General features: G+C 72.0%; 21 protein-coding genes. 12 read left to right on the forward strand and 9 right to left on the reverse strand.

Annotated elements, in window-relative coordinates:
- Positions 1-9 precede the first annotated feature (9 nt).
- Positions 10-294: a hypothetical protein gene (locus tag ACZ7L4_RS19990; RefSeq protein WP_472104230.1), complete on the forward strand. Its 285-nt coding sequence runs from the start codon at positions 10-12 to the stop codon at positions 292-294.
- Here ACZ7L4_RS19990 and ACZ7L4_RS19995 read toward each other — a convergent pair.
- Positions 291-1,721, reverse strand: a complete 1,431-nt coding sequence (locus ACZ7L4_RS19995) for an NAD(P)/FAD-dependent oxidoreductase (protein ID WP_472104232.1) — start codon at positions 1,719-1,721, stop codon at positions 291-293. The two genes, ACZ7L4_RS19990 and ACZ7L4_RS19995, sit on opposite strands and share 4 nt — an antisense overlap.
- Positions 1,722-1,750: 29 nt before the next feature.
- Between ACZ7L4_RS19995 and ACZ7L4_RS20000 the strand changes: the two genes are divergently transcribed.
- From ACZ7L4_RS20000 to ACZ7L4_RS20015, 4 genes are all read left to right on the forward strand, one after another.
- Positions 1,751-2,116: a thioredoxin domain-containing protein gene (locus tag ACZ7L4_RS20000; protein ID WP_472104234.1), complete on the forward strand. Its 366-nt coding sequence runs from the start codon at positions 1,751-1,753 to the stop codon at positions 2,114-2,116.
- A 10-nt stretch (positions 2,117-2,126) separates the two neighbouring features.
- Positions 2,127-3,002 carry an aminoglycoside phosphotransferase family protein gene (locus tag ACZ7L4_RS20005; protein ID WP_472104236.1) on the forward strand — a complete coding sequence of 292 codons (876 nt, stop codon included), beginning with the start codon at positions 2,127-2,129 and terminating at the stop codon, positions 3,000-3,002.
- A gap of 65 nt (positions 3,003-3,067) precedes the next feature.
- Positions 3,068-3,544 carry a GNAT family N-acetyltransferase gene (locus tag ACZ7L4_RS20010; RefSeq protein ID WP_472104238.1) on the forward strand — a complete coding sequence of 159 codons (477 nt, stop codon included), beginning with the start codon at positions 3,068-3,070 and terminating at the stop codon, positions 3,542-3,544.
- Between the two features lie 38 nt (positions 3,545-3,582).
- Positions 3,583-4,500 carry a bifunctional helix-turn-helix transcriptional regulator/GNAT family N-acetyltransferase gene (locus ACZ7L4_RS20015; RefSeq protein ID WP_472104240.1) on the forward strand — a complete coding sequence of 306 codons (918 nt, stop codon included), beginning with the start codon at positions 3,583-3,585 and terminating at the stop codon, positions 4,498-4,500.
- Between the two features lie 7 nt (positions 4,501-4,507).
- Here the strand turns inward: ACZ7L4_RS20015 and ACZ7L4_RS20020 are convergent, their stop codons facing one another.
- Both ACZ7L4_RS20020 and ACZ7L4_RS20025 read right to left on the reverse strand, forming a co-directional pair.
- On the reverse strand, positions 4,508-5,515 hold the full coding sequence (locus tag ACZ7L4_RS20020) for a zinc-binding dehydrogenase (protein ID WP_472104242.1): 1,008 nt from the start codon (positions 5,513-5,515) through the stop codon (positions 4,508-4,510).
- 69 nt (positions 5,516-5,584) lie between these two features.
- Positions 5,585-6,769, reverse strand: coding sequence for an NAD(P)-binding protein (locus ACZ7L4_RS20025; RefSeq protein WP_472104244.1), 1,185 nt, complete (start codon positions 6,767-6,769; stop codon positions 5,585-5,587).
- 145 nt (positions 6,770-6,914) lie between these two features.
- On the opposite strand from ACZ7L4_RS20025, the gene ACZ7L4_RS20030 reads away from it, so the two are divergent.
- Positions 6,915-7,625 carry a pentapeptide repeat-containing protein gene (locus ACZ7L4_RS20030; protein WP_472104246.1) on the forward strand — a complete coding sequence of 237 codons (711 nt, stop codon included), beginning with the start codon at positions 6,915-6,917 and terminating at the stop codon, positions 7,623-7,625.
- A gap of 24 nt (positions 7,626-7,649) precedes the next feature.
- Here ACZ7L4_RS20030 and ACZ7L4_RS20035 read toward each other — a convergent pair whose 3' ends face one another.
- The 3 genes from ACZ7L4_RS20035 to ACZ7L4_RS20045 form a co-directional block, all read right to left on the reverse strand.
- On the reverse strand, positions 7,650-8,150 hold the full coding sequence (locus tag ACZ7L4_RS20035) for a hypothetical protein (protein WP_422408638.1): 501 nt from the start codon (positions 8,148-8,150) through the stop codon (positions 7,650-7,652).
- 80 nt (positions 8,151-8,230) lie between these two features.
- A complete protein-coding gene (locus ACZ7L4_RS20040) occupies positions 8,231-8,863 on the reverse strand; it encodes a response regulator (RefSeq protein ID WP_472104248.1) in 633 nt (210 codons plus the stop codon).
- Entirely contained in the window at positions 8,860-10,134 is a 1,275-nt protein-coding gene (locus ACZ7L4_RS20045; protein ID WP_472105593.1) for a sensor histidine kinase, read from the reverse strand. Before ACZ7L4_RS20045 ends, ACZ7L4_RS20040 begins: the two co-directional genes overlap by 4 nt.
- Positions 10,135-10,478: 344 nt before the next feature.
- On the opposite strand from ACZ7L4_RS20045, the gene ACZ7L4_RS20050 reads away from it, so the two are divergent.
- From ACZ7L4_RS20050 to ACZ7L4_RS20065, 4 genes are all read left to right on the forward strand, one after another.
- Complete coding sequence (locus ACZ7L4_RS20050) at positions 10,479-11,048, forward strand: GlcG/HbpS family heme-binding protein (protein WP_472104250.1); 570 nt, start codon at positions 10,479-10,481, stop codon at positions 11,046-11,048.
- A 224-nt stretch (positions 11,049-11,272) separates the two neighbouring features.
- Positions 11,273-11,875: an ankyrin repeat domain-containing protein gene (locus ACZ7L4_RS20055; protein ID WP_472104252.1), complete on the forward strand. Its 603-nt coding sequence runs from the start codon at positions 11,273-11,275 to the stop codon at positions 11,873-11,875.
- Positions 11,872-12,999, forward strand: coding sequence for a YncE family protein (locus ACZ7L4_RS20060; protein WP_472104253.1), 1,128 nt, complete (start codon positions 11,872-11,874; stop codon positions 12,997-12,999). Before ACZ7L4_RS20055 ends, ACZ7L4_RS20060 begins: the two co-directional genes overlap by 4 nt.
- Positions 13,000-13,048: 49 nt before the next feature.
- The gene (locus ACZ7L4_RS20065; RefSeq protein WP_472104255.1) at positions 13,049-14,458 is read left to right on the forward strand and encodes a M1 family metallopeptidase; all 1,410 of its coding nucleotides are present in this window, start codon (positions 13,049-13,051) and stop codon (positions 14,456-14,458) included.
- Here ACZ7L4_RS20065 and ACZ7L4_RS20070 read toward each other — a convergent pair.
- The gene (locus ACZ7L4_RS20070) at positions 14,451-16,019 is read right to left on the reverse strand and encodes a M4 family metallopeptidase (protein ID WP_472105595.1); all 1,569 of its coding nucleotides are present in this window, start codon (positions 16,017-16,019) and stop codon (positions 14,451-14,453) included. The genes ACZ7L4_RS20065 and ACZ7L4_RS20070 overlap by 8 nt on opposite strands.
- A gap of 279 nt (positions 16,020-16,298) precedes the next feature.
- On the reverse strand, positions 16,299-16,874 hold the full coding sequence (locus ACZ7L4_RS20075; RefSeq protein WP_399234125.1) for a TerD family protein: 576 nt from the start codon (positions 16,872-16,874) through the stop codon (positions 16,299-16,301).
- Between the two features lie 201 nt (positions 16,875-17,075).
- On the opposite strand from ACZ7L4_RS20075, the gene arfB reads away from it, so the two are divergent.
- On the forward strand, positions 17,076-17,501 hold the full coding sequence (gene arfB / locus ACZ7L4_RS20080) for an alternative ribosome rescue aminoacyl-tRNA hydrolase ArfB (RefSeq protein ID WP_472104257.1): 426 nt from the start codon (positions 17,076-17,078) through the stop codon (positions 17,499-17,501).
- 208 nt (positions 17,502-17,709) lie between these two features.
- Here arfB and ACZ7L4_RS20085 read toward each other — a convergent pair whose 3' ends face one another.
- A complete protein-coding gene (locus ACZ7L4_RS20085) occupies positions 17,710-18,294 on the reverse strand; it encodes a flavin reductase family protein (protein WP_472104259.1) in 585 nt (194 codons plus the stop codon).
- A 303-nt stretch (positions 18,295-18,597) separates the two neighbouring features.
- Here ACZ7L4_RS20085 and cdgB point away from each other — a divergent pair, with 303 nt between their 5' ends.
- Complete coding sequence (gene cdgB / locus ACZ7L4_RS20090) at positions 18,598-20,283, forward strand: diguanylate cyclase CdgB (protein WP_450811362.1); 1,686 nt, start codon at positions 18,598-18,600, stop codon at positions 20,281-20,283.

Genomic DNA, 20,283 nt, shown 5'->3' on the forward strand with positions numbered 1-20,283 from the left:
GATCACCGTATGAAGCGCGTTCTGGCCGCTCTTGTCACCGTTTCTGTGCTCGCCGTGCCGTTGGCCGGGTGCAGCAGTTCGTCGAAGAACGTCAGCGGCACCGTGGTCAGCAAGAACACGGACCGTGAGTGCAAGACGAAGAAGAAGGGGTCGAAGCGGACCCGCAGCTGTCACACCGAGTACGAGCTGCAGGTCCGTGCCAAGGGTGGGGACCGGGAAGAGGTCGACGTCAGTCTCGGCGACTACAACCAGTGTGCCGAGGGGGCCAAGTACCCCAAGTGCACGCGGGGCTAGCGGCCCGCGATCTTGTCCGCCCACTGTGCGAGGCGTGACGAGTCGGGCGAGTGGGTGGTCAGTTCGCGGCGGTCGGCCGCGTAGTACGTGGCGTACATGCCGTGGACGCCCAGCCAGCGCAGGGGTTCCGGTTCCCACTTGCGGACCTTGTGGTTGGCCCAGGGGAGCGTGGTGAGGTCGGTGGGGCCCGACTGGCCGGAGTCCTGCTGGACGAGGTCGCGCAGCGTGCGGGCGGCCAGGTTGGTCGTGGCGACGCCCGAGCCGACGTAGCCGCCCGCCCAGCCGAGGCCCGTCGAGCGGTCCAGGGTGACGGTGGCGCACCAGTCGCGGGGGACGCCGAGGACGCCTGACCAGGCGTGGTCGATGCCGATGCCGGTGAGCTGGGGGAAGAAGCGGGTCAGGATCTCGTAGAGGGCCTCGATGGTCTTGGGCTGGGTGCGGCCGTCGTTGTCCGTCTTCGAGCCGTAGCGGTAGGGGACGCCGCGGCCGCCGAGGGCGATGCGGTCGTCCGCCGTGCGCTGGGCGTACATGTAGGCGTGGGCCATGTCGCCGAGGGTTTCGCGGCCCTCCCAGCCGATCGTCTCCCACTGCTCGGCGGTCAGCGGCTCCGTGGCGATCATGGAGGAGTTCATGGGGAGCCAGGTGCGGCGCTGGCCCTTGAGGGAGGCGGTGAAGCCCTCGGTGCAGCGCAGGACGTAGGGGGCGCGGACCGTGCCGTAGGGCGTGATGGCGTGTTTGGGCTTGATCTCCGTGACGGGTGTCGATTCGTGGATCGTCACGCCGAGGGATTCGACCGCTGCCGCCAGGCCCTTGAGGAGTTTCACGGGGTGGAGGCGGGCGCCGTGCGGGGTCCAGGTGGAGCCGACGGCGCCGGCGACGCGGATGCGGTCGGCGGTCTCGCGGGCGCCGTGCAGGGTGCGGTCCTTCTCACCGTAGGTGAGTTCTGTTTCGTGGAAGGACTTCAGGCGCGCCAACTGGGCCGGGGTGTAGGCGACTTCGAGTACGCCGCCGTGGTGGATGTCCGCGTCGATCGATTCGGCGCGGGCGACGTCGATGACCTCCGACACCGTTTCGTTCATGGCCTGTTGGAGGCGGACGGCTCCGTCGTGGCCGTGGAGCTTGGCGTAGCGGTCGCGGCCCGCGATGCCGTTGTAGAGCCAGCCGCCGTTGCGGCCGGAGGCGCCGTAGCCGCAGAACTTCTGTTCAAGGACCGTGATGCGCAGGAACGGGGCGGCCTTCTTCAGGTAGTACGCCGTCCACAGGCCCGTGTAGCCGCCGCCGACGATGACGACGTCCGCGCTCGTGTCGCCGGGCAGGGGGTCGCGGGTGAGCGGGATGCCGTCGTCCGCGTACCAGAACGATATGCCGCCGTTGATCGTGCCGGTGGTGTCGCGGGGGCCACCGGGGCCGCTGATGCCGTTGCTCATGGCGCGGGACGTTACTGGGCGGCGACGGAATGCGGGAGGGGGGAGGTGCTGGTTTTGTGGCATTTGTCGCCTGTGGGGTGGTCACGGGACGAGCGCGGGGCGAGTGGGAGCCGGATCGTGGACGTACGGGTGCCTCCGTGAAGCCGGCCGAGGGTGCCGACGAGCCGGCGGAGCTTCACGCGCGCGTGGAGGGCGGAGACGTGATCGTCGTGGGCGACGCGAAGGCCCCGCACACGGTGAAGGTGTACGAGGATCCGCGCTGCCCGTACTGCAAGAAGTTCGAGCAGGGCGGCGCCGGGGCGCTGACCCGCCGACGGTCTACGCGTTCGAGAAGGTGCTCGAGGGCGCGGGTGTTCCCGGAAATTGACGGGCCTCGCGGGCCGGGCAGGACTTAGGGTCGCGGGCGTGATCGACGTACCGGTGGGCCTTGTTGAGTCGCAGTACGAGTACGCGGGGGAGGCGGGCCGCGCGTTCGTCGCGGCGCTGCCCGCGCGCGTGGAGGAGTTCCTGGGGCGCTGGGAGCTGACGGTCGACGGGCCGCTGATGCACGGGATGGCCGCGCTCGTCGTGCCCGTGGTGGGCGAGGGGCGGCGGGCGGCCCTCAAGTTCCAGGTGCTCGACGAGGAGACCGAGGGCGAGCCTGTCGCGCTGCGGACGTGGGACGGGGACGGCGCCGTGCGGCTCCTCGCGTACGACGACGGCACGGGCACGATGCTGCTCGAACGGCTCGACTCCGACCGGATGCTGAGCGACGTCGAGGACTCCCGCGAGGCGGTCCTGGTGATCGCCGAGCTACTCGCGCGGCTCACGGCGGGGCCCGCTCCGGAGGGCATGCGGTGGCTCGGCGACATCGCGGCGGGGATGCTCGCGGACGCCCCGGAGGCGCTGCTGAGGGTGGGCGATCCGGCCGAGCGCGCGCTGCTCGCGGACTGCGCGGCCGCGGTGCGGGAGGTCGCGGACGAGCCGGGGGACCGGCTGCTGCACTGGGACCTGCACTTCGACAACGTGCTGGCCGCCGGGCGCGAACCGTGGCTGGCGATCGACCCGAAGCCGCTGGCGGGCGATCCCGGGTTCGATCTGTGGCCGGCGCTGAACAACCGCTTCGAGCCGCAGGAGACGCTGTGGCGGTTCGATGCGATGAGCGGGGTTCTCGGGCTCGACCGGGAGCGGGCGCGGGCGTGGACGCTCGGCCGGGTGCTGCAGAACGCGCTGTGGGACATCGAGGACGGGCGGGAGCTCGGTGCGGTGGACCTGGAGATCGCGCGGCGGCTGCGCCGCTGATGGGTGCCGTCTCACCGGTCGGCCCCCGGCGGCCGGTTGTCAGTGCCGCGGATTAATCTTCCGCCATGATTCGTACCGCCACCCCTGCCGACGTCCCCGTCATCCACGCCATGGTCCGCGAGCTCGCCGAGTACGAGAAGGCGCTGCACGAGGCGCGGGCGAGCGAGGAGCAGCTGCGCGAGGCGCTGTTCGGCGAGCGCCCGGCGGCGTACGCGCACATCGCCGAGGACGCGGAGACCGGCGAGCCGGTCGGTTTCGCGCTGTGGTTCCTGAACTTCTCGACGTGGCGCGGGGTGCACGGCATCTACCTGGAGGACCTGTACGTACGCCCCTCGGCGCGTGGCGGCGGTCACGGCAAGGCGCTGCTCACGGAGCTGGCGCGGCTCTGCGTGGAGCGCGGCTACGAGCGCCTGGAGTGGTCGGTCCTGAACTGGAACACGCCGTCCATCGAGTTCTACGAGGCGATGGGCGCGCGGCCGCAGGACGAGTGGACGGTGTACCGGCTGACGGACGAGGCGCTGAAGTCGGTGGGCGCCGCCTAGGGTGGCGTCCGGACTCATTCTCTGACTAAGGTCAGAGAATGAGTGAGGGTGAGGACGGCGGCGTCGACGACGTCGCGCGGGTACGGCGGTTCAACCGCGTCGTCAGTGAGCGCGTCGGCGTGCTCCAGGAGCGCTTCCACGGCACCGAGCGGCCCTACGGGCAGGCCCGCCTGCTGTGGGAGATCGGTGAGGCCGGGGCGCCGCTCGACGTGCGCAGGCTGCGGGAGCGGCTCGGGCTCGACTCCGGGTACGTCAGCCGGCTGCTGCGTGCCCTGGAGGCGGACGGCCTCGTGCTGGTGGAACCGCTGGAGAGCGACCGCCGGGTGCGCACCGCGCGGCTCACGGAGCGCGGGCGCGCCGAGTGGGCCGTGCTCGACCGGCGCAGCGACGAGGCCGCGGGTTCGCTGCTCGCCCCGCTGAGCCCGGCCCAGCGCGGCCGCCTGGTCGCCGCGATGGCCGAGGTGGACCGGCTGCTCACGGCGGGCACGGTCACGTTGGACGAGGTCGCGCCCGACCACCCCGACGCGGAACTGTGCCTGCGCGGCTACTTCGCCGAACTCCAGGAGCGGTTCGACACGGGCTTCGACCCGGCGCACAGCCTCCTGCCCGACGCAGGTGAACTCCGGCCGCCGCGCGGTCAGTTCGTCGTGGCGCGGCTGCACGGCGAGCCGGTCGGCTGCGCCGGGCTGAAGCTGCCGCCGGGCGGCGCGGCCGAGGTGAAGCGGATGTGGGTGGCGCCGCAGGTCAGGGGCCTCGGGCTGGCCCGCCGCTTCCTGGCGGAGCTGGAGGCGCGGGCCGTCCGGCACGGCGCCGAACTGCTGCGCCTGGACACCAACAAGGCGCTTCCCGAGGCCATCGGGCTGTACCGCGCGTACGGGTTCGAGGAGGTCGCGGCCTTCAACGACGAGCCGTACGCCCACCATTGGTTCGAGAAGCGGCTGCGCCCCGCTTCCTAGGGGCGACTCACGGCTCCAGAACCACCTTGCCCGTCGTGCCGCGCGTCTCCAGGGCGTGGTGCGCGGCGGCCGCCTCCGCGAGCGGGAAACGGTGGACGGCGGGCGTCAGGATGCCGCGGGCCGCGTGGTCGAGCGCCGCGAGTTCGAGGGTGCGCATCGGGTTGGCGCCGCCCGCCTTGCGCATCATCGGCGGGCCGAGGACCTGCTCCTGGGTGAGGCCGCGGCGGACGAGTTCCGCCTCGTCGAGGAGGTGCGGGCCCCCGTCGGGGTCGACGCCCTGGGCGGACCAGCCGAAGATCAGGTGGTGGCCGCCGGGGCCGAGGAGGTCGAGGGCGCGCCCGGTCGTCGGGCCGCCGACCCCGTCGAAGAGGACGGTGGCGTCGCGGGTGCCGAGGAACTTCCGGGCCTTTTCCGGCCAGTCGGGGTCCTGGTAGTCGAGGGCGAGGTCGGCGCCGTTCGCCTCGACCGCCGCGGTCTTCGCGGGTCCTCCGGCCAGGCCGATCACGGTGCCGCCCGCGTGCTTCACGTACTGCACGAGGAGCGTGCCGATGCCGCCAGCGGCGGCGGGGACGAGCGCGACCGTGTCGGGGGTGACGGTGGTGAAGTTCAGGATGCCGAGCGCCGTGCGGCCCGTGCCGATCATGGCGACGGCGGCCGCCGGGTCCAGGCCCGCCGGGATCTCGTGGAGGCGGTCCGCGTCCGTGACGGCGAGCTCGGCGTAGCCGCCGGGAACCAGGCCGAGGTGGGCGACGACCTGCTTGCCGAGCCAGGCGGGGTCGGTGCCCTGGCCGAGCGACTCGACGGTGCCGGCGACCTCGCGGCCGGGGATCGTCGGGAGTTCGGGCAGGGCGGGCAGCGGTCCCTTGACTCCGGAGCGGATCGCGGTGTCCAGCAGGTGCACGCCCGCGGCACCGACCGCGATCCGCACCTGCCCGGGGCCCGGCTCGGGGTCCTCGGTCCTCTCGTACGTGAGGTTCTCGGCGGGCCCGAAGGCGTGCAGGCGGATGGCGTGCATGACAGCTCCTGGTGGGCGGTGTGCGGTCCCTGGCGGGCGGATTTCCGTGGCCTGCGCCAGTCTTCGACCTCAAGCTCGGTTGAGGTCAAGGCCGCGGGTGAGGGCGGGCCGCCGCAGCGCCAGCGTCGTCGCCTCGATGGCGCTGGTGAAGGAGACCTCGCTGAGCACGCCGGGCGCCGCCACCATGTCGCCCGCCAGGTAGACGCCCTCGCCGCGGTCGATCGCGGGGCGGTCGCGCCAGGTCGTGCCGGGGCGGTCGAGGGCTCCCGTGCGCCCCTGGGCGAGGGCGTCGCGCCGCCACGTCGTGCGCTCGCGCCAACCGGGGAACGCGAGGTCGAGCAGGCTGTCGGCGCGCGCCGAACCGTCCGCCTTCGACTCGTCGGGCGCGACCGGCACCTGACCCTGGATCAGGCTCTCGCCGTGCGGGGCGAGGGACTTGTCCTGGGCGGTGAACCGTTCGATCCAGGCGGGGAAGTCGAGGCCCGACACCGCGAAGGCGTCGCCGCGGCGGCTGCGGACGGCCAGGTCGATCAGCGTCGTACGGCCGCTGCCCCAGGTCAGGGACGGGTCCCTCAGGAGTCTGCGGGCCGCGTCGAGCGAGGTCGCGACGACGACGGGGGTGTCGGTGGGCACGGCGTCGATCCGGCTCAGGGTCTCCATGCGCACGCCGAGGTTCCAGGCGCGGGACGCCATCCGGTCGACGACCGAGGACCAGCCGCCGACCGGGTACTGCGCCTCGGGCGGCATCTTGGCGGTGCGGCGCAGGCGCTCCTGGACGAAGCGGGCCGAGAGCGCTCCGGGGTCGTGGTGGAACAGGGCGACGGCCGTGTAGTGGGCGGCGGCGCGGGCCGCTTCGGGGCCGGCCTGGCGGGTGGCCCAGGTGGTGAAGTCCTCGTCCACGGGCGCGCGTTCGGGCTTGTGGCGCAGGAGCCGGAGGAGCCCCGCGGGCGGGGTGCGGCGCAGCGCGCCGTCGCGGTGGAAGCGCAGCCGGGCGCCTTCGAGCGGCGGGATCGGGGCGAGCGGCCCGAGCAGCTCGCGTTGCTTCAGCCAGGTCCAGTGTGGGCCGCCGTTGTAGAGGGCGTGCGGGCCCTCGTGGGTGAGGTGGGGGCCCTCGGCGGTGCGGGCCCGGCCGCCGAGCGTGTGGTGCGCTTCGTGCAGGGTGACGCGCGCGCCCGCCTCCGCCGCGGTGATCGCGGCGGTGAGACCGGCGAGACCTCCGCCGATGACGGTGAGGGCGGGGGTGGGGTGACGCATGGGCGCTCCTGGGTGCGTGGTCGGGCGTACGGGCGGCCTTCACGGATACGACGTGCGGGGCGGGCGCGGATGTGACATCGCGCCGTTCGCGCAGGTCACTTGGGGTCGGGCGGGGATTGTCAGTGGTGGCGTGCAGCATGGGGTCATGAGCGACAGGCGTGGTGGTGCGGGGCGGTCCGCGGGGCAGACGGCGGGCCGGGCTCCGGCGAAGGTGAAGAAGGCGCGGCGGCCCCAGGTGCGGCTGCCTCCGCTGGCGCCGTGGACGGGGCGCGGCCTCGAACCCGACGGGGACTACGACGGGGTGGAGTTCCGGGACGTCGACTTCGCCGGGCAGGAGGGGATCGGGGCGCGGTTCATGGACTGCGCGCTGGCGGCGTGCGCGCTCGACGAGGCGGGGCTCGCGCGGGCCAGATTCATCGACTCCGTGCTCACCGACGTACGGGGCGTGGGGACGAACCTGGCGGAGGCGACGCTGCGGGACGTGGAGGTGGTCGACGCCCGGCTCGGCGGCGTGCAGCTGCACGGGGCGGCCCTGGAGCGGGTGGTGATCAGGGGCGGGAAGATCGACTACCTGAACCTGCGGAAGGCGCGCCTCAAGGACGTCGTGTTCGAGGGCTGCGTGCTGGTGGAGCCGGACTTCGGGGGCGCTCGCCTGGAGCGGGTGGAGTTCGCGGGCTGCGCGCTGAAGGGCGCCGACTTCTCGGCGGCGACCCTGACGGACGTCGACCTGCGGGACGCGGCGGAGCTGGGGATCGCACGGGGCGTGGACCGGCTGGGCGGCGCGGTGATCTCACCGGCCCAACTCATGGATCTGGCCGGGGTGTTCGCGGCGGAGCTGGGGGTGCGGGTGGAGTAGGCGTTTCTCTGGGGGAGCAGCCGGTTACGGGAGGCGGGGGAAGCGGGCCTGCAGGTCCCACAGGGCCGGGTTGTCCGCCAGGTCCTCGTGCATGTCCGTGAGGTCGGCGAGCAGGTCGTGCAGAAAGTCGCGGGCCTCGCGGCGCAGCGCGGAGTGGGAGAAGGTCAGCGCGGGCTCCTCGGCCGGCATCCAGTCGGCCTCGATGTCCACCCAGCCGAAGCGGCGCTCGAACAGCATGCGGTCGCTCGACTCCGTGAAGTCCAGCTCGGCGAGCTGCGGGGTGGCGGAGCGGCTGCCGCGCGGATCCCGGTCCAGCTGCTCGACGATGTCGCACAGCGCCCACGCGAAGTCGAGCACCGGCACCCATCCCCAGGCTGTGGACACTTCCTGGTCGGCCTTGGTGTCGGCCAGGTACACGTCGCCGCAGAACAGGTCGTGGCGCAGCGCGTGGACGTCCGCGCGCCGGTAGTCCGTCTGCGGCGGGTCCGGGAAGCGGCGGGAGAGGGCGTAACCGATGTCGAGCACGTAGAGATGGTGTCACGGGCGGGGGCCATGGCCCGCACGAGAGCCGGCCCTGGTCTGGCACGGACGCGGTCCCCGGGGCCTCACGGGAGCAGCCGCTGCTCCTTCGCCACCGAGACGGCACCGGCCCGGGTGTCCACGCCGAGCTTGTCGTAGATCCGGCCCAGGTGGGTCTTGACCGTGGCCTCGCTGATGAACAGGGCCTTGGCGATCTCCCGGTTGCCGAGGCCGTGCGCGAGCTGGGCGAGGATGTCGCGCTCGCGGTCGGTGAGCGTGGGCCGCGGCTTGCGCATATTGGCCATGACGCGGCTCGCCACCGGGGCGGACAGCGCGGTGCGGCCCTCCGCGGCGGCATGGATCGCGGCGAACAGCTCCTCGGGCCGCTCCGCCTTGAGCAGATACCCCGTCGCGCCCGCCTCGATGGCGCGGGTGATGTCGGCGTCGGTGTCGTACGTGGTCAGCACCAGGACGTGCGGGGTGGGTCCGGGACCCGATGTGAGGCGGCGGGTCGTCTCCACGCCGTCCATGCCCTCGCCCAGCTGGAGGTCCATGAGGACGACGTCGGGCCGGAGCTTCGCGACCAGCGCCAGCGCCTCCTCCCCGGCCCCGGCCTCCCCGACGACCTCGATGTCCGCGGCACTGTCCAACAACGCGAGCAACCCGGCCCGCACGACGACGTGATCGTCACAGAGGAGGATGCGGATGGGCTGGGTCATGACGACTCCGTTTCATCATTCAAGCGTCGGTGCCGGTTGGGCGCGTCTGCCTCCGTGCCGGGACGGGTGGGCAATTCAAGCCCCGCCGGCGATTGAGGCGCGGGGTCCGGGGCGGAGCCCCGCGAGCGCAACCCCGTCGCAGGTGACAGCGGAATCGAGGCGGAGACCACCGCTCCCTCACCCGGCGCCGACTCGAGCGACAACCTGCCACCAAGCTGCCGCACCCGCGCCCGGATCGCCGGAATCCCGTGCCCCCGCACCCCGGAGGCCCCCGCGGGCAGGGCTGACGGATCGAACCCGCACCCGTCGTCGGCGACGTCAAGCACCACCTGGTCGTCGAGCAACGTCAGCGTGATCACCGCACTGCCCGCCCCCGAGTGCTCCCGCACATTCGCCAGCGCCCCCTGCGCGATCCGCAGCAGCGCCGACTGCACCCGGTCGGGCAGCCGGTCCGCGCGCCCGTCGTCGTCGACGCGGACCCGCACGTCGAGCCGGTCTCCCGACTCCCGCGCGGCCACCGCCCGCAGCGCCTCCGTCAGGCCGTGGGCCAGATCGGCGGGGGCCAGATCGTGCACGAAGCGGCGCGCCTCCGTGAGGTTGTGCTCGGCGATCGACGCGGCCGTGCCGACGTGCGCGCGGGCCTTGCCGGGGTCGGCCTCCCACACCCGCTGCGCCGCCTGCAGCAGCATCTGCTGGCTGGACAGGCCCTGCGCGAGGGTGTCGTGGATCTCCATGGAGAGCCGCTGCCGCTCGGCGAGCGTGCCCTCGCGGCGCTCGGAGGCGGCCAGTTCGCGGCGCGTGCGGATCAGGTCGTCGATGAGCCTGCGCTGCCGGGCGGCCTGCCGCTTCATCTGCAGGAACACGGCGGTGGCGATCACCACGACGGCCGGCGGGCCGAGCAGCAGGTCCGGGTCGAGGCGGCCGGCGAGCCGCAGCTGGGCGAGGATGACGAGCACCGTCAGGAGCCCCACCAGGACGAGCGCGGCACGCGTCGGCAGGGTGCGCAGCCCCGTGTAGAAGAGCGGTACGGCGCACCACGCGAAGCTCGGCGCGAGCACCACGAGCACCACCCACACCGCGACGACCAGCGTCAGCCACACCCGTTGCCCCACCGTGGCGCGCTCCGCGACGCCCCGCACGAGCCCGGCCCCGTACACAAGGGCCACGACCGCGGAGAGCGCGACGATCCACGGGGTGCGCCCGTCGTGCGAGTGGCGCAGCAGGAAGCGCGCCAGGGCCACGGCCAGAAGCAGGAAGAACGAGGCGTGCATGACCGCGGTGAGGCGGCGGATGTCGGTGTCGTAGCCGTCGCTGTGGTGGACGCCGTCGGCGGCGGGCTCCGGTCGGTTCCGGGTCACGGTTCCCGCACCTCCTCACGGCGTCGACCTGGGCAAACAATCCCATTGTCACCGGGTTGTACGCCCCTGGGGTCAACCGATCGGATGACCCCGGCGTCGACCGCCCGGCGCGCCGCGAAGAGCCGGTCCGTCGAGGGGTGGGGGCCGGTTCCGGACCCAGGATTGAAGGCAGAGCGGGACGGCGGAACGGCAAGCGCCTCCCGGTCGACCTCTCCTCCCTCTGCTCGCACCTCCCCCTTCACTCAGGAGTCGTTCCCATGCAGCACGCCAAGAAGATCTCGAAGCGCACCCGCATCGTCACCGGCACCACGTTGGCCGCCGCGATCGCCGTCGGCGGGTTCGGGGCGTACTCGGCGAGCGCCGCGGACTCGGAGCCGGCCGCGCAGGCCGCCGCCGCCAAGCCCGCCGCCGCGAAGGCCGGCAACACCTTCGAGTCCAAGCACCTCACCGTGGACGCCGCGACCGACGCCGCGCAGGCCGTGCTCAAGGCCGCGAAGAAGGAGAACCAGAAGGTCTCCGTCGCCGTCGTCGACCGCAACGGCAACACGATCGTCGAGCTGCGCGGGGACGGTGCGGGACCGCAGTCGCCGGAGTCCGCCGTGAAGAAGGCGTACACCGCGGTGTCCTGGAACGCGCCGACGTCCGAGCTGACGAAGCGGCTCGAGCAGGCGCCGAACCTGAAGGACATTCCCGGCACGCTGTTCCTCGCGGGTGGGGCGCCGGTCGCCGCGGACGGTGCGCCCATCGCGGGTATCGGTGTCGCCGGTGCGCCCTCCGGTGACCTGGACGAGAAGTTCGCCCAGGCGGGCGTGGCGACCCTCAAGTAACGGGTGTCTCGGCCCCGGGGCGCGTTTCACCGGCAACGGTGTTGCGGCCTCGGGGCTCTGCCCCGGACCCCGCGCCTCAATCGCCGGCGGGGCTTGATTTGCCCACCCGCCGCCGGGGGCTTGATTTACCGGCATGGAGCGGACCAGCCACGATGTACGCGGCACACCTGATACCGAAGAACCGCACGATCCTGCGGCGCGCAGGGGACCTATGGAGCCGCACCATGCAGCACACCGAGACCAACCGCACGCTCCTCGCCGCCGCCGCGCACGGCGACGCCGACGCCGTCCGGACCGCGCTCGCGGCGGGCGCCGATGTCGAGGCCCGTGACGCGCACCGCCGTACGCCGCTCCTCCTCGCCTCCCTGAACGACCACGTCGCCGTCGCCGAGACACTCGTCGCGGCCGGCGCCGACCCGAACGCCCAGGACGAGCGGGACGACAGCGCGTGGCTCGCCACCGGTGTCACCGGCTCCGTGGAGATGATGCGCGCCCTGCTGCCCGCCCGACCCGACCTGAAGGTCACCAACCGGTTCGGCGGCATCTCCGTCATCCCGGCCGCCGAACGCGGCCACGTCGACTACGTGCGCGCCGTGCTCCGCGAGACCGACATCGACGTCGACCACGTCAACCGCCTCGGCTGGACCGCCCTGTTGGAGGCCGTGATCCTCGGCGACGGCGGCCGCGCGCACCAGGAGATCGTCGAGCTGCTCATCACGGCGGGCGCCACCCCCGACCTGCCCGACGGCGACGGCATCACTCCTCTCGAACACGCCGAGCGCCGCGGCTTCGCCGAGATCGCCGGCCTGTTGCGGGCCGTACGGTGAGGCGCGCGGTCCTCGCGGCGATCGCCGTCGCGGTCCTCGCGACCGGCTGCGCCGCGACGCAGGATGAAACCAACACCCCTCCCCGTAAGGCGAGTTCACCCACAACGAACCGGCCCTCCGAAACCCCCAGAACCCCCAAGACCCCCGACGGCACCCTCCTCCTCGCCGACTTCGGCTCCGACACCGTCTCCTTCGCCGACCCGGCCCCCGGCAAGGGCGTCTTCGCCTCGGTGAAGGTCGGCCACGCCCCGTACGGGCTCGTCGTCGGGGACGACGGCCGGGCCTGGGTCGCCACCGCCGAGGGCGTCGCGGTCGTGGACACGGACAGCCGCAAGCGCGAGGCCCTCATCCCGTACGAGACCGAGGGCCTCGGCCCCGTCACCGACGGCGAGTACCGCGGCGGCGGCATGGGCATCGCCCTCGCGCCCGATGGCGACCACGTGTACGTAGGGGTCAACGTTCCCAACGGGAACGGGTCGTTGGAGACCATCGACACCCGGACCGGGAGGGTCACCGATACCGCCTCCGTCGGCCGACGGCCCTTCGACGTCGACGTGTCGCGCGACGGACGCCAGGTGTACGCCACCGATCACGACTCCTTCGACGTCACCGTCCTCGACACCGGCAGCGGCGACACCCGCCGCATCGAGGTCGCCCCGTACGGCACCGAAGGCGGCCTCGGCTCGTGGCTGAAGCCGCACTACGCCGCCGTACGGCCCTCCGACGGCAAGCTGCTCCTCCCCTTCGAGGGCGAGAAGCTCGTCGTGGTCGACCCGGACACCGGCCGCTCGACCGTCGAGCGGATGACCGCCAACACGCATCAGCACGGCGTCACGATCACCCCCGACGGCACGCTCCTCGCCGTCGGCACCGGCCCCATCGACCCGTCCGAGGACGAGGGCCCCTCGCTCACCGTCCGTACGCCCGGCGGCAAGGAGAAGGTCGTGCCGCTCGACGGGCCGCACGAGGACGTCGCCGTCGCCGCGGACGGCCGGACCGCGTACGTCACCGGCGGCTTCACCCGCGACGGTTACTGGAACGGGATCACCGTCGTCGACATCGACAGCGGCGACACCCGCCGACTGGCGGCAGGGGAGCGGCCGTTGGGGATCGCCGTCCTCTGAGGCCCCGCCGGACGCCCGTACACGGACATCGGGGTCATAAGATCTCGGCGTGCGCCGCCGACTCCGCCTCCCCGCCGCCCTCCTCAGCGTCCTCACGCTCCTCGCCGCCGTCGCCGCGTGCGACGGCGGCGTCCACGGCACGCCCGGCGCCTCAGGGCTGCGCGACCCGTACTTCCCCAAGCTCGGCAACGGCGGCTACGACGTCGGGCACTACGCCCTCGACCTCTCCTACGACCCGGACACCCGCCACCTCTCCGGGACCGCCGAGATCACCGCGACCGCAGAGCAGGCGCTCAGCGCGTTCAACCTGGACCTCAAGGGGCTCACCGTCCGCAAGGTCACCGTCGACGGCGAGAAGGCCGTCGCCAGCCGCGCCGGGCACGAGGTGACCGTGCGGCCGCACGACGAGCTCCCCAAGGGGCACACCTTCCGTGCGACCGTCCGCTACGACGGCGAACCCGTCACGATCACCGACCCGGACGGCACGGGCGAGGGCTGGCTGCGCACCGCCGACGGCGCCCTCGCGCTCGGCGAACCGACCGGCTCCATGGCCTGGTTCCCCGGCAACCACCACCCCTCGGACAAGGCGAGGTACGACATCCGGGTCACGGTCCCCACCGGTGTACAGGCCATCTCCAACGGGGAGTTGAGGAGCGCGAGGAAGTCGTCCGACGGGCGGCGCACCGCGTACGACTGGCGGGTGCGGCAGCCGATGGCGAGCTATCTGGCGACTGTCGCCGTCGGGGAGTTCGAGACGGAGCGGGGCCGCACGCCCGCCGGGATCCCCGTGTACACCGCCGTCGACCCGTCCGAGGCGAAGGCGAGCGCGAAGGTGCTCGACCGGCTGCCGGAGGTCGTCGACTGGGAGGCGAAGCGGTTCGGTGCGTACCCGTTCTCGTCCACGGGCGCGATCGTCGACCGGGCCGGCGACGTGGGCTACGCCCTGGAGACCCAGAACCGGCCCGTCTTCCCCGGCGCCCCCGACCTCGGCCTGCTCGTCCACGAGCTGGCGCACCAGTGGTACGGCGACTCGGTCACCCCGAAGTCGTGGCGCGACATGTGGCTGAACGAGGGCTTCGCGACGTACGCCGAGTGGCTGTGGGACGAGGACCACGGCGGGGACACGGCGCAGGAGACCTTCGACGCGGTCATGAAGCGGCCCGCGAGCGACGCCGTCTGGTCCTTCCCGCCCGCGAAGCCGCCGAACGCCGCGCACCTCTCCGACGACCCGGTCTACGACCGCGGCGCGATGGTGCTGCACAAGGTCCGCGAAACGATCGGCGACGCCAACTTCTTTTCCCTGCTGAAGAGTTGGGCGCGGGACAACAAGTACAAGAACGCCGGCACGGACGACTTCACGGCGTACGTGGAGCGCGAGAACCCCGGCAAGGGCGAGGCCCTCGCCGGGGTCTGGGAGACCTGGCTGTACGGGAACGGCAAGCCGGATACGGCTAGTTGACGTTCACGGCCTTCCAGGCGGCGGCGACGGTGGTCGCCTCCGTGCCGCTCGCGCCGTACAGGTCACCGGCCGCCTTGATCGTGGCCGCGCGGGCGGCCGCGTAGTCGGTCGTCGACGTCATGTACGTGGACAGCGCCTTGTACCAGATCTGCACGGCCTTGTCCCGGCCGATGCCGGTGACGGTCGAGCCGTCCGACGTGGGCGAGTCGTAGTTCACGCCGTTGATCGTCTTCTTTCCGCTGCCCTCGCTGAGCAGGTAGAAGAAGTGGTTGGCGACGCCGGACGAGTAGTGCACGTCGAGGCGGCCGGTGTTGCGGGACCAGGAGTCGGCGGACTTGCCGTCCTTGCTCGGCTTGTCCATGTAGCGCAGCGGGGAGCCGTCGCCGTTGATGTCGATCTTCTCGCCGACGAGGTAGTCGCCGACGTCCGCGGTGTTGTTCGCGTGGAACTCCACCGCCGTGCCGAGGATGTCGGACGTCGCCTCGTTGAGGCCGCCGGACTCCTTGCTGTAGTTGAGGTTCGCCGTGGCGGAGGTCAGTCCGTGGCTCATCTCGTGACCGGCGACGTCGAGCGAGGTCAGCGGGTGGGTGTTCCCGATGCCGTCGCCGTACGTCATGCAGAAGCAGCTGTCGTCCCAGAACGCGTTGACGTAGGCGTTGCCGTAGTGGACGCGGGAGTAGGCGGCCTTGCCGTCGCCCGCGATGCCGCTGCGGTTCAGGGACTCCTTGTAGAAGTCCCAGGTCTCGGCGGCCCCGTAGGCGGCGTCGACGGCGGCGGTCTGCCGGTCGGCCGCGGTGCCGTCGCCCCACTTGTCGTCGGTGTCGTGGAAGAGGGTGCCGGTGCCGGACGTGCCGCCCTTGAGGTCGTACGTCTTGTGGCCGCCGCGGGCGCCGTCGACCAGGTCGTAGCCGCCGGACGCGGCGGTCGAGCCGACGTCGACGGAGCCGCTGTACATGCTCGTACCGGTGCCGTTCTCGATGGCCTGGTACTGGTAGAGCACCTTGCCGCTGTCGGCGTCGGTGATCACGTGCAGCTCGCTCGGGGTGCCGTCGCGCTGGGTGCCCTTGACGACGGTCTCGTACGCGAGGGTGGGCGCCTTGCTCGCGTCGGCGGCCCAGACGACCTTGTGCGCGGAGCCGGCGGTGGCGCCCTTGACCGAGTCGCCCGCGGCGGACTTCGCGGACTTCTTGGCGGTGGCGGTGCTGGTGGCGGCGTCCGTGGACGCCACGGTTATGGAGCCCTTGCGCGCCTTGGTGGTGCCCTTGAGGTCGCCGCCCTTGGCGGTGTGCACGACGAGGTCGCCGCCGAGGACGGGCAGTCCGTCGAAGGTGCGCTCGTAGCGGGTGTGCGTGGTGCCGTCGGCGTCCTTGACGACGTCGCGGGCGACCAGCTTCTCGCCGTCGGCGAGCTTCAACTTCTCGGCGATGGTGGCGGATTCGGCCTGCGCGTCCTTGAGGGCGGTGGCCCGCTGGGAGGCGCTGAGCGGGAGCGCCGTGGCGCCTGCCGCACGGTCCGTGGCGGCGGTGGCAGAGGTGCCGGCCGTGACACCGACGACCACCATGGCGGCGGACGCGGCGAGAGCGGCGAGGCGGGGAGCGGTAGAGCGGATTCTCACTCGGACTCCTTAGGTACCCGTGTGGGGATGGGTGCGTGGGGGGTTCGGAGGGAGAGTGGCACCTGCGATCAGTCCGGTGACAGAGACCTGTCAAAACTTTGCCGGTTCGTGTCCGAATGGCGCCGGTGATTGTCCGTTAATCGATGGGTGTGGCCGAAAGGAACGGGCCCCGGCCCGCCGCTGTGCGCGGCGAACCGGGGCCCGGCCCCAACTGCTCGGCGAACGTCAGACGTTCACGCCGAAGTCCTGCGCGATGCCGACCAGGCCCGAGGCGTAGCCCTGGCCCACGGCGCGGAACTTCCACTCCGCGCCGTTGCGGTACAGCTCGCCGAAGACCATCGCGGTCTCCGTCGCGGCGTCCTCGGAGAGGTCGTAGCGCGCGATCTCGGTGCCGCCCGCCTGGTTCACGATCCGGATGTACGCGTTGCGCACCTGGCCGAAGTTCTGCGTGCGGGTCTCGGCGTCGTAGATCGAGACCGGGAAGACGACCTTGTCGACGTCGGCCGGCAGGGCCGCGAGGTTCACGTTGATCGCCTCGTCGTCGCCCGCGCCCTCGCCGGAGCGGTTGTCGCCGGTGTGCACGATCGACTGGTCCGGCGTCTGCTTGTTGTTGAAGAAGACGAAGTGGCCGTCCGAGTAGACCTTGCCCTCGGGGTTGACCGCGATGGCCGACGCGTCGAGGTCGAAGTCGGTGCCGGTGGTGGTGCGGACGTCCCAGCCGAGGCCCACGGTGACAGCGGTCAGGCCCGGAGCCTCCTTGGTGAGCGAGACGTTGCCACCCTTGGACAGGCTTACTGCCATGGTTCGGGAGTCCTTCCCTCGTTAAATACGGACGTACTCGGTTGTACGTGTGCAGCCGAAGCTACTCGTACCAGTAGCAACGCCGTGAGGGGTGGGGAAGGTTCCAGGTCTCTTTACTTTCTTTACCCGGACGTCGTCACAGGCCCCTCGGCCCCCGAAATGCGGGTGACGGGGACCGTACGAACGCGCGACCATGGACGCATGTCCGGTCCCTATCCCATCCGCGGTTCGGTCGTCCTTCCGGAGGCCGAGCTCCTTTGGCGTTTCTCGCGGTCGTCGGGGCCGGGCGGCCAGCACGTGAACACGTCCGACTCGGCGGCGGAGGTGCGCTTCGACCTCGCGGCGACGGAATCGCTGCCGCGTGTGTGGAAGGAGCGGGCCCTGGAGCGGCTCGCCTCACGCCTCGTGGACGGCGTGATCTCCGTACGGGCCTCGGAGCATCGCTCGCAGTGGCGCAACCGGGAGACCGCGACGGTGCGCCTCGCGGCGCTCCTGGCGGAGGCGACCGCGCCCCCGCCGAAGCCGCGCCGCCCCACCCGCGTCTCCCGCGGCGTCAACGAACGCCGCCTCCGCGCCAAGAAGGCCCGCTCCGAAACGAAGCGGGGGCGGTCGGGGCGGGATTGGTAGTTCCGGCCCAGGCCGGACAATCAAGCCCCGCCGGCGATTGAGGCGCGGGGTATGGGGCAGAGCCCCAAGCCCAGCCACGGCTGCCCGGCGTTGCGCTCCCGGGGCTCCGCCCCGGACCCCGCTGCTCAATCGCCGCAGGGGCTTGAAATGGTCATCCGCCCCGGGGCTTGATTTGCCCACCCGGCGCCGGGGCTTGAAATGTGAGGGCCTAGCCCAAGTTGCGGTACTTGCCGCGGAAGTACAGGAGGGGGCCGCCCTCCGCGCTCGGGAGGGAGGCGGACAACACCCGGCCGATGACCAACGTGTGGTCGCCCGCCGGCACCGTGTTCTCCGTCCGGCACTCCAGTGTCGCCAACGCCCCGCCCACCAGCGGCGCGCCCGTGTGCTCCCCCCGTACGTACGGGATGTCCTGGAACAGGAGCCGGTCGCTGAGCCGCCCCTTCATGGCGAAGCGGCCCGCGATGTGGCTCTGGGACTCCGAGAGGACCGACACCGCCCACAGCGGCTGCTCGTCGAGGAGGTCGTCCATGCGGGAGCTGTTCCGCAGCGAGACCATGACCAGCGGCGGGTCGAGGGAGACGGACATGAAGGCCGTCGCCGTCATGCCCGCGTCCTCGCCGGCCGGACCGTCGGGGTCGAGCTGCGGCTCGTGCGAGGTCAGCAGGACGACGCCTGCGGCCAGGCGGGACAGGGCGGCACGGAACTCGTCGTTGCTCACCCCCTCAGCATGCCCGGAGGGAGCCGTGGGGGCCGTGGGGGAGGGGACCGAAGTGGCGGGGGACGTCTTCAACACGCCTTCAACGCTAGCTTCGACCCCACGCGCCCCGCATCGGGCCGATGACCGAGGCCGGTCCTAGGACCATGGGCGCGGTTCGTGTTCAGGAAACGCACAGAACCCACCCAGTAATGCGACCCAACCCTTCATCTCCTGCTGTGACTTGAGTCACAGGAGCCATAATTTGTTGACCCTGTGTACCGGGTGCACAGCTCGCTGTGATTCAGTGGCGTCGACACTGCTAATGAACGTGCTGCTGCACGTGCGAAGCGAACCGATCCGAATTCTGGAGTGCTGTCGAGGTCTCGGGGAGAACTGAGCATGGAGACCGAGTCGGAGCCGTACGTCCGTCTTGCGACCCTGCGTCAGCTGCACCAGGTGATGGCGGACATGAACACCGCCCGCAGTCTGGCCGACACCCTGCAGACCGTCGCGGACGGCGTCGTGAGCGGGCTCGGCTACGAGCTGGCGTGCGTGAACCTCGTACGTCCCGACGGTGACCTGGTCGTCGCCGCCTTCTCGGGCAACTCCGCGGCCGAGGCCCTGATCACCGGCCGCGTGGGCTCCCGCGACGCGTGGGACCGCCGCCTCGCCATGGGCAAGCAGTGGGGCGAGCTGCGCTTCATCCCGCACACCGAGGGCTGGGTCCTCGACGAGGACGACGTGCCGCAGTGGTTCACCGCCGGCCCGCCGCCCCGCTTCGAGGACGAGTGGCACCCCGCCGACCGCCTCTTCGCGCCGATGTACGCGACGGGGACCTCCGGCGGCGAACTGCTCGGCGTGATCTCCGTCGACCGCCCGCGCAACGGCCGCATCCCCGGCGCCTGGGGCCGCGAGGCCCTGCAGATGTACGCCTTCCAGGCCGCCATCGCGATCAGCAACGCCCGGCTGCGGTCCAACATGCAGCGCGCCCTGGTCCGCCTGGAGCGCGAGCAGCAGGCGCTGCGGGCCAGTGAGGAAAGCTTCCGGCAGGCCTTCGAGTACGCGCCCTCCGGGATGGCCATCGCCGAGATGGGCGGCGACCAGCACGGCCGGATCCTGCGGACCAACGACGCGCTGTGCCGCCTCCTCGGCCGCCCGGCCTCCGCGATGCGCCGCTACTCGTTCTCCGACCTCGTGCACCCCGAGGACATCGGCACCCTGCTGCGCACCTCCGCCGAGGGCGGCCGCGCCGAGCTGCGCCTGGCCCGCCGCGACGGCACGTACGTCTGGGTGTCCCTGCGCAACTCGGTGGTCGCCGACGCCGCCGACGGGCCGCGCTTCCTGCTCACCCACGTCGAGGACATCGAGGAGCGCAAGCGCCGCGAGCTGCACCTCGCCCACCGCGCCTCGCACGACTCGCTCACCGGCCTGCCGAACTCGGCGGAGCTGCGCGCCCGCCTGTCCGCCCGGCTGTGCCGTCGCCCACAGGAGCCGGGCCCCAGCGCCATCGACTCCCTCGACGCGGCCTACGGCGACCACCGCGGCACGGACGCGAACGGGATCGGCTTCGACTTCGGTGCCCCCGTCCCGCACCAGTCGAACCTCTACGAGGGGTTCGACGGCTTCGACCACCATGTGCACGTCGCCGCGCCCGAGCACGACGAGTCCTCCGGCGCGGACAACGGCACGAAGGGCCTCGCCGTCCTCTTCTGCGACCTCGACGGCTTCAAGTCGATCAACGACAGGTTCGGGCACAACGCGGGCGACGCCGTCCTCATCGAGGTGGCCCGCCGCCTGACCAGCGTCGTACGGGACGGGGACACGGTCGCCCGGCTCGGTGGTGACGAGTTCGTGGTGCTCGCCGACGGGCTCGGCCGCGAGGACGCCCAGGACCTCGCCGTCAGGTTGCGGAACGCCATCATTCCGCCGATTCGGGTGGATGGCCGCGCGGTGCGGGTAGGGGCCAGTTTCGGCATCGGCTGGGCCCACTGCGGCATGACGGCGGAGGAAGTGCTGCAATCCGCTGACCAGCGGATGTACGTAGAGAAAAGATCACGCAGTAAGCAGCACAGGCGGGCCGGATAG

This window comes from Streptomyces sp. NPDC107575 (genome assembly GCF_055657265.1).

What these genes read in the sequence shown, in the direction of transcription:
- ACZ7L4_RS19990 (WP_472104230.1), top strand. Translation starts at nt 10, where the DNA reads ATGAAGCGCGTTCTGGCCGCTCTTGTCACCGTTTCTGTGCTCGCCGTG.
- ACZ7L4_RS20075 (WP_399234125.1), bottom strand. Translation starts at nt 16,874, where the DNA reads ATGGCAGTAAGCCTGTCCAAGGGTGGCAACGTCTCGCTCACCAAGGAG.
- ACZ7L4_RS20010 (WP_472104238.1), top strand. Translation starts at nt 3,068, where the DNA reads ATGATTCGTACCGCCACCCCTGCCGACGTCCCCGTCATCCACGCCATG.
- ACZ7L4_RS20070 (WP_472105595.1), bottom strand. Translation starts at nt 16,019, where the DNA reads ATGGTGGTCGTCGGTGTCACGGCCGGCACCTCTGCCACCGCCGCCACG.
- cdgB (WP_450811362.1), top strand. Translation starts at nt 18,598, where the DNA reads ATGGAGACCGAGTCGGAGCCGTACGTCCGTCTTGCGACCCTGCGTCAG.
- ACZ7L4_RS20015 (WP_472104240.1), top strand. Translation starts at nt 3,583, where the DNA reads ATGAGTGAGGGTGAGGACGGCGGCGTCGACGACGTCGCGCGGGTACGG.
- ACZ7L4_RS19995 (WP_472104232.1), bottom strand. Translation starts at nt 1,721, where the DNA reads ATGAGCAACGGCATCAGCGGCCCCGGTGGCCCCCGCGACACCACCGGC.
- ACZ7L4_RS20040 (WP_472104248.1), bottom strand. Translation starts at nt 8,863, where the DNA reads ATGACCCAGCCCATCCGCATCCTCCTCTGTGACGATCACGTCGTCGTG.
- ACZ7L4_RS20050 (WP_472104250.1), top strand. Translation starts at nt 10,479, where the DNA reads ATGCAGCACGCCAAGAAGATCTCGAAGCGCACCCGCATCGTCACCGGC.
- ACZ7L4_RS20025 (WP_472104244.1), bottom strand. Translation starts at nt 6,769, where the DNA reads ATGCGTCACCCCACCCCCGCCCTCACCGTCATCGGCGGAGGTCTCGCC.
- arfB (WP_472104257.1), top strand. Translation starts at nt 17,076, where the DNA reads ATGTCCGGTCCCTATCCCATCCGCGGTTCGGTCGTCCTTCCGGAGGCC.
- ACZ7L4_RS20030 (WP_472104246.1), top strand. Translation starts at nt 6,915, where the DNA reads ATGAGCGACAGGCGTGGTGGTGCGGGGCGGTCCGCGGGGCAGACGGCG.
- ACZ7L4_RS20055 (WP_472104252.1), top strand. Translation starts at nt 11,273, where the DNA reads ATGCAGCACACCGAGACCAACCGCACGCTCCTCGCCGCCGCCGCGCAC.
- ACZ7L4_RS20045 (WP_472105593.1), bottom strand. Translation starts at nt 10,134, where the DNA reads ATGCACGCCTCGTTCTTCCTGCTTCTGGCCGTGGCCCTGGCGCGCTTC.
- ACZ7L4_RS20020 (WP_472104242.1), bottom strand. Translation starts at nt 5,515, where the DNA reads ATGCACGCCATCCGCCTGCACGCCTTCGGGCCCGCCGAGAACCTCACG.
- ACZ7L4_RS20000 (WP_472104234.1), top strand. Translation starts at nt 1,751, where the DNA reads ATGCGGGAGGGGGGAGGTGCTGGTTTTGTGGCATTTGTCGCCTGTGGG.